Consider the following 4,407-nt stretch of genomic DNA (forward strand, 5'->3'; position numbering starts at 1 on the left):
GCCGCGTCGGCGCCGTAGCTGACGTGCAGGGCAATATCCCCCGCATGGACATGCGTCAACTGAACCGAGACTTTGCCCTGCGCGTTGGTTTTTTCGTCGAGTGTGACGTCGCCCGCACTGCGTGCGGACGCGTTATTACGCGCATTGGTTTGCGAACCGACGGCGGTCAACACCGCCCCTGCCGGTGCACTGAAGGTTACGGCCTCTCCTTGCAGCGGCGCACCGCTACCATCCTGCATCGTGACGGTGACTTGATTGGCCTCAGAGCCATTGGCCGCAGCACCGTTCTTGTCGACCGCGTGCGACACACTCACACCACTGACGCTGGTGATGATCGTGGTGTTGATACGGGCCGTGCTATTGCCATTCACATCCCTGGCGATCGCGCTGACCAGATAGGTGTTAACCGCAGGCGGGTAAGTGAAGTTCAGGGCCAGCTTGTTGGTCGGATCAGGCGTCGCCGAACCGCCGGCGGCCACCAGGGCCGAGGTATCCCACTCGATGGCGGACAACGGGTACTTACTGGTCAAACTGGCGACAAGCGTATCAGCACTGCTCCCGACACCCGCTTTGGTCGGCAAGGTCATGTTTAACAGCACTTGCTTTTGGTAATCCAAAACGATGTTGTTATTACGCTCCACCAAATCCAGACGACTGCCCGCCACGGAGCGCATTGCCGCCACGGCTGAGGGGTCAAACTGTTTGGACATCGATTCGCCGAAACGATAAGTAAATCCCAGCTTAACTTGGGAGTCGCTTTTACTACCGGATCCAGCCTTATGATCAACACCCCAGGTCAGCAGGGGAAACGGCGTATGTTCTAAACCGACAGTCATTGCCTGAGGGTTGCGCTGGCGAGCATTTTTGCCGAATAGCGCCACGTCTTTACCGTAATACTTCTCGTACATCACCTTACCCCCTAACTGAGGGTAAGACGGCAAATAAGCCTGGGCGCGAATATCAAAGCCATTGGCCGGACGCTCATTGTAATCGGCAAAGTCTCGCGACTGATGCCAGTCGCTCAAGCGCTTATAAGAGTTGCCGGCCAGTTTCAGGTTGTCATGAAAGGCTTCTGCACCGACGCCCAATCGACGATTATGCCCCGTCGTGTCCACATCATAAAAAGTGTTCAGGCCCAGCAGCCACCGCGCCGTCATCTGATGACGCACGCCCGCGCCAACGTTCAGCGTATTGCGGCTGTCCTGGTTGCGCCCGCCCACTTGAGAGAACAACAGCGTGCTCTTGGCATCCACAAGGGGCACCAGGATATCCACGGCACTGCCGTTCAGATTGCCCTTGTCATCCACATTGATTTGCGCGCGAGCGGTGCCAAATTGGTTTAACCAGGCCTGCGCCTCCTGATTCACAGCGCCCACCGCAGCCCCTTTGGCCATCGAAGCGGCATCACGGCCCGCGTTGTCCGAGGCGACAATTCCGCCCAACTGTTTGACGGCGCCGACGTGGACGCCCTCAGCCTTTGCGGGCTCAGGTGTTGATTTAACTGCGACGTCCGCTGGACCCGCTGGCACCAGCAGCTCATCGCCAACTGTTAACTCAGAGAACGGCTTATTAAAGGTCGGGAGTGCGTTGAGCTTTTTAAGCTCCATCACCGTCAAACCGTATTTTTTGGCAATCGACGACACCGACTCGCCCGCCTTTATGGTGTAGAGCTGCGTCTTGGAAAAAGTTCCAACGCTTGCACCCTCCGAGCTCAACAGCGGAGTCGCCACCGCGTCAACCATAATAAACAGCTGCAAGACAAGACACAGTAACGCGGTACGCCGAAAGCTAGACTCGCCTAATTGAAAAAAGTTAGGGGTATCAAAACCAGAGAGTGCTTGCGTTGCTCTCATACTAGAAATCATTTAACCCTCACAGTAAGCGCGCCCCATATGAAGGGCAATCAAAGCGCTATAGAGTTATAGTTTTGCGCGACCTTACGCGCGTTCGCAGCCAAAGATTGATTGTGCTGACAGGGTGCCGGGCGACGGAGTGGGCAATCAAAGAGCCGCACCCATTACAAGCCGACATACTTAGCCCCCTGCCCGGGGTAAAAACTTAATGCGTAACGCTGATGGACAAAACCGCACGACCAAACTCCCAGGGCCGTGAGCATTAGCTATAAATCTATTTATGGCTGACTTTATATCCGTACATTGCTACCACCCAGAAAGAAACAGAGTGCTTAGCGTGGACTCTTATTTTCTACGAAAGAGATTAACCCTATATCACCAACTCGAAAACCAGACCTTTACCGCCAGCGCATCAGATAAATCCCACAGACACCACACACATCCCTTACAGTCCAGCTTGATTGAGTCCTGTATACCACAGGACTCAGGCCACTCAGCTTCAGCCTGATTCGCCAATGATTGTAGTAGTGTATGTAGCCCTCTATCCCTGCTTCAAGGTCATCAAGACTGTTGAATTTGTTCAGGTAAAAGAGCTCAGATTTCAACGTTCCGAAAAAGCTTTCCATAGCTGCATTGCCAGCAGTTTCCTTTACGGGACATGCTTGGCGTTATCGCATACGTCAGAGCATGAGTCGCCGCGGAAACTGCTGGGACAACGCGCCAATGGAGCGAGTGTTTCGGAGTTTGAAAACTGAATAGATACCAAGCGTGGGCTACATGACGGCCCAAGAAGCGCACCGAGACATCAGCCATTTTTTGATGCATCGGTACAACTGGATTTGACCTCACCAATTCAACGGTGAGCTGGCGCCAGCTCAGGCCGAAGAAAAACTTAAAGTCGTGCCCGGGATTAGTTGACCACTACAGTTTCGACAATATCAGCCATGACTGGTTGATCTCCAACATTCCCATGGATAAGGCGATTTTGCAGAAATGGCTCCAGGCCGGTTATGTCCACCAGAATCAACTGTTTCCCAGCCACGCCGGAACCCCGCAGGGAGGCATCATATCCCCGGTGTTGGCCAACATGACGCTGGACAGGTTGGAGGCGATGCTGGCGAAGAGATTTCCCAATGCAAAGTGGACAGCCCGAAAAATGCGCGTGGTGCGCTATGCAGATGACTTCATCATCACAGGCTGTTCGAAAGAGTGGCTGGAGAATGAAGTCAGGCCCGCTGTGGTTGATTTCTTGGCAGAGCGTGGACTTGTCCTCTCTCCGGAAAAAACCAAAATAACGCACATAGGGGACGGGTTCGACTTCCTCGGATGGAACCTGCGCAAGTACAACGGCAAGCTCCTGATCAAGCCGTCCAAGGCGAACATCGGGGCTCTACTTGCCAAGCTGCGAGAGTTGATCAAGACCAACAAAACGATACGGTAGGCTAACTTGATAGGTTTGCTCAACCCGGTTCTACGGGGCTGGGCGAACTATCACAGTCATGTCGTCGCCAAGAAGGTCTTCAACCAGGTGGACAGCGCAGTGTGGGAGATGCTCTGGCGATGGGCGGTACGCCGCCACCCTCGCAAGACACGCCGATGGGTGAAGGATCGGTATTTCAAAGTACAAGGGGCGCGTCGATGGGTATTCTCATGTGCTGAAAAATCCGCCGATGGTCGGAAGCGTCAGTACACGTTATTGGACGCCTCGGACACGCCAATTGTGCGACATATCAAGATCAAGGCTGCTGCCAACCCTCACGACCCTGAATGGGATGAGTACTTCGAATCCCGATGGGGCAAAAGAATGCTTATCTCCCCAAAGGGTCGAGCCAAGCTGTATCGGGTGTGGCTACAGCAAGGTGGCCGCTGCTGCGCATGCCTTAAACCGGTCACCAAAGACACACCATGGCATAGCCGCCATGTTGTGAAGCTGAGTCACGGAGGGACGGATGCGGCCGCCAATCTTGAGATCTACCACCTGCGGTGCCCAAGGGATGTGCAATTTGCCAACGTCGACGATGTACAACCGGGAGCCCAATAGCGCCTTAGTAGAGGCTTGAGCCGTGTGCTGGGAAACTCGCATGCACGGTTCTTAGGGGGTTGGACGCGGGCAACCGCGTCTGACCACCCGACAACCATATCCGACCATGGGTTCCTGGACGCAAGAACTGGCTCTTCGCCGGGTCGCTACGCAGCGGAAAACGAGCTGCGGCGATCATGAGCTTGATCCAGTCTGGGCGGCTGAATGGTCATGATCCGTACGCCTATCTGAAGGATGTTCTTACGCGCCTGCCGACGCAGCGGGCGAGTGAGATCGAGCAGCTGCTTCCGCATAAGTGGCAGCCGGTTTAATCACGCAAGACGTGATGCCCGGACGCATACGTTTCAACTACATACTTTCGGGCTGTCGGCCAGCCCAAGTCGGGTGAGTTCAATCACGTCTTGCGCCTGTTGCAGTACCCGGCGTTTCCATGGGTCGGTATCAATATAGAAGGCATCGCGCAGTTGGCGTTTAATCTGCAACTGTCGAGCTTTGGTGACCGCGGGTTGATTG

At 54.7% G+C, this 4,407-nt stretch carries 3 protein-coding genes and 3 pseudogenes; 4 read left to right on the forward strand and 2 right to left on the reverse strand.

The window, feature by feature from the left end:
- Both AC6CIA_RS26185 and AC6CIA_RS26190 read right to left on the reverse strand, forming a co-directional pair.
- On the reverse strand, nt 1-1,757 hold a 1,757-nt coding region (locus AC6CIA_RS26185; RefSeq protein WP_498316032.1), incomplete at its 3' end, for an inverse autotransporter beta domain-containing protein.
- A 494-nt stretch (nt 1,758-2,251) separates the two neighbouring features.
- Nucleotides 2,252-2,528, reverse strand: a pseudogene (locus tag AC6CIA_RS26190) (IS3 family transposase); the annotation flags it as partial.
- Here AC6CIA_RS26190 and AC6CIA_RS26195 point away from each other — a divergent pair.
- From AC6CIA_RS26195 to AC6CIA_RS26210, 4 genes and pseudogenes are all read left to right on the forward strand, one after another.
- Nucleotides 2,502-2,771 (forward strand): annotated as a pseudogene (locus AC6CIA_RS26195) (integrase core domain-containing protein); the annotation flags it as partial. The pseudogenes AC6CIA_RS26190 and AC6CIA_RS26195 sit on opposite strands and share 27 nt — an antisense overlap.
- Nucleotides 2,713-3,294, forward strand: a complete 582-nt coding sequence (locus tag AC6CIA_RS26200) for a reverse transcriptase domain-containing protein (protein ID WP_498316034.1) — start codon at nt 2,713-2,715, stop codon at nt 3,292-3,294. The pseudogene AC6CIA_RS26195 and the gene AC6CIA_RS26200, both read left to right, overlap by 59 nt.
- A gap of 15 nt (nt 3,295-3,309) precedes the next feature.
- Nucleotides 3,310-3,894 carry a group II intron maturase-specific domain-containing protein gene (locus AC6CIA_RS26205; protein WP_498316036.1) on the forward strand — a complete coding sequence of 195 codons (585 nt, stop codon included), beginning with the start codon at nt 3,310-3,312 and terminating at the stop codon, nt 3,892-3,894.
- An 89-nt stretch (nt 3,895-3,983) separates the two neighbouring features.
- Nucleotides 3,984-4,205, forward strand: a pseudogene (locus AC6CIA_RS26210) (transposase domain-containing protein); the annotation flags it as partial.
- Nucleotides 4,206-4,407: the final 202 nt, after the last annotated feature.

Source organism: Pseudomonas sp. GQ91, assembly GCF_059758795.1.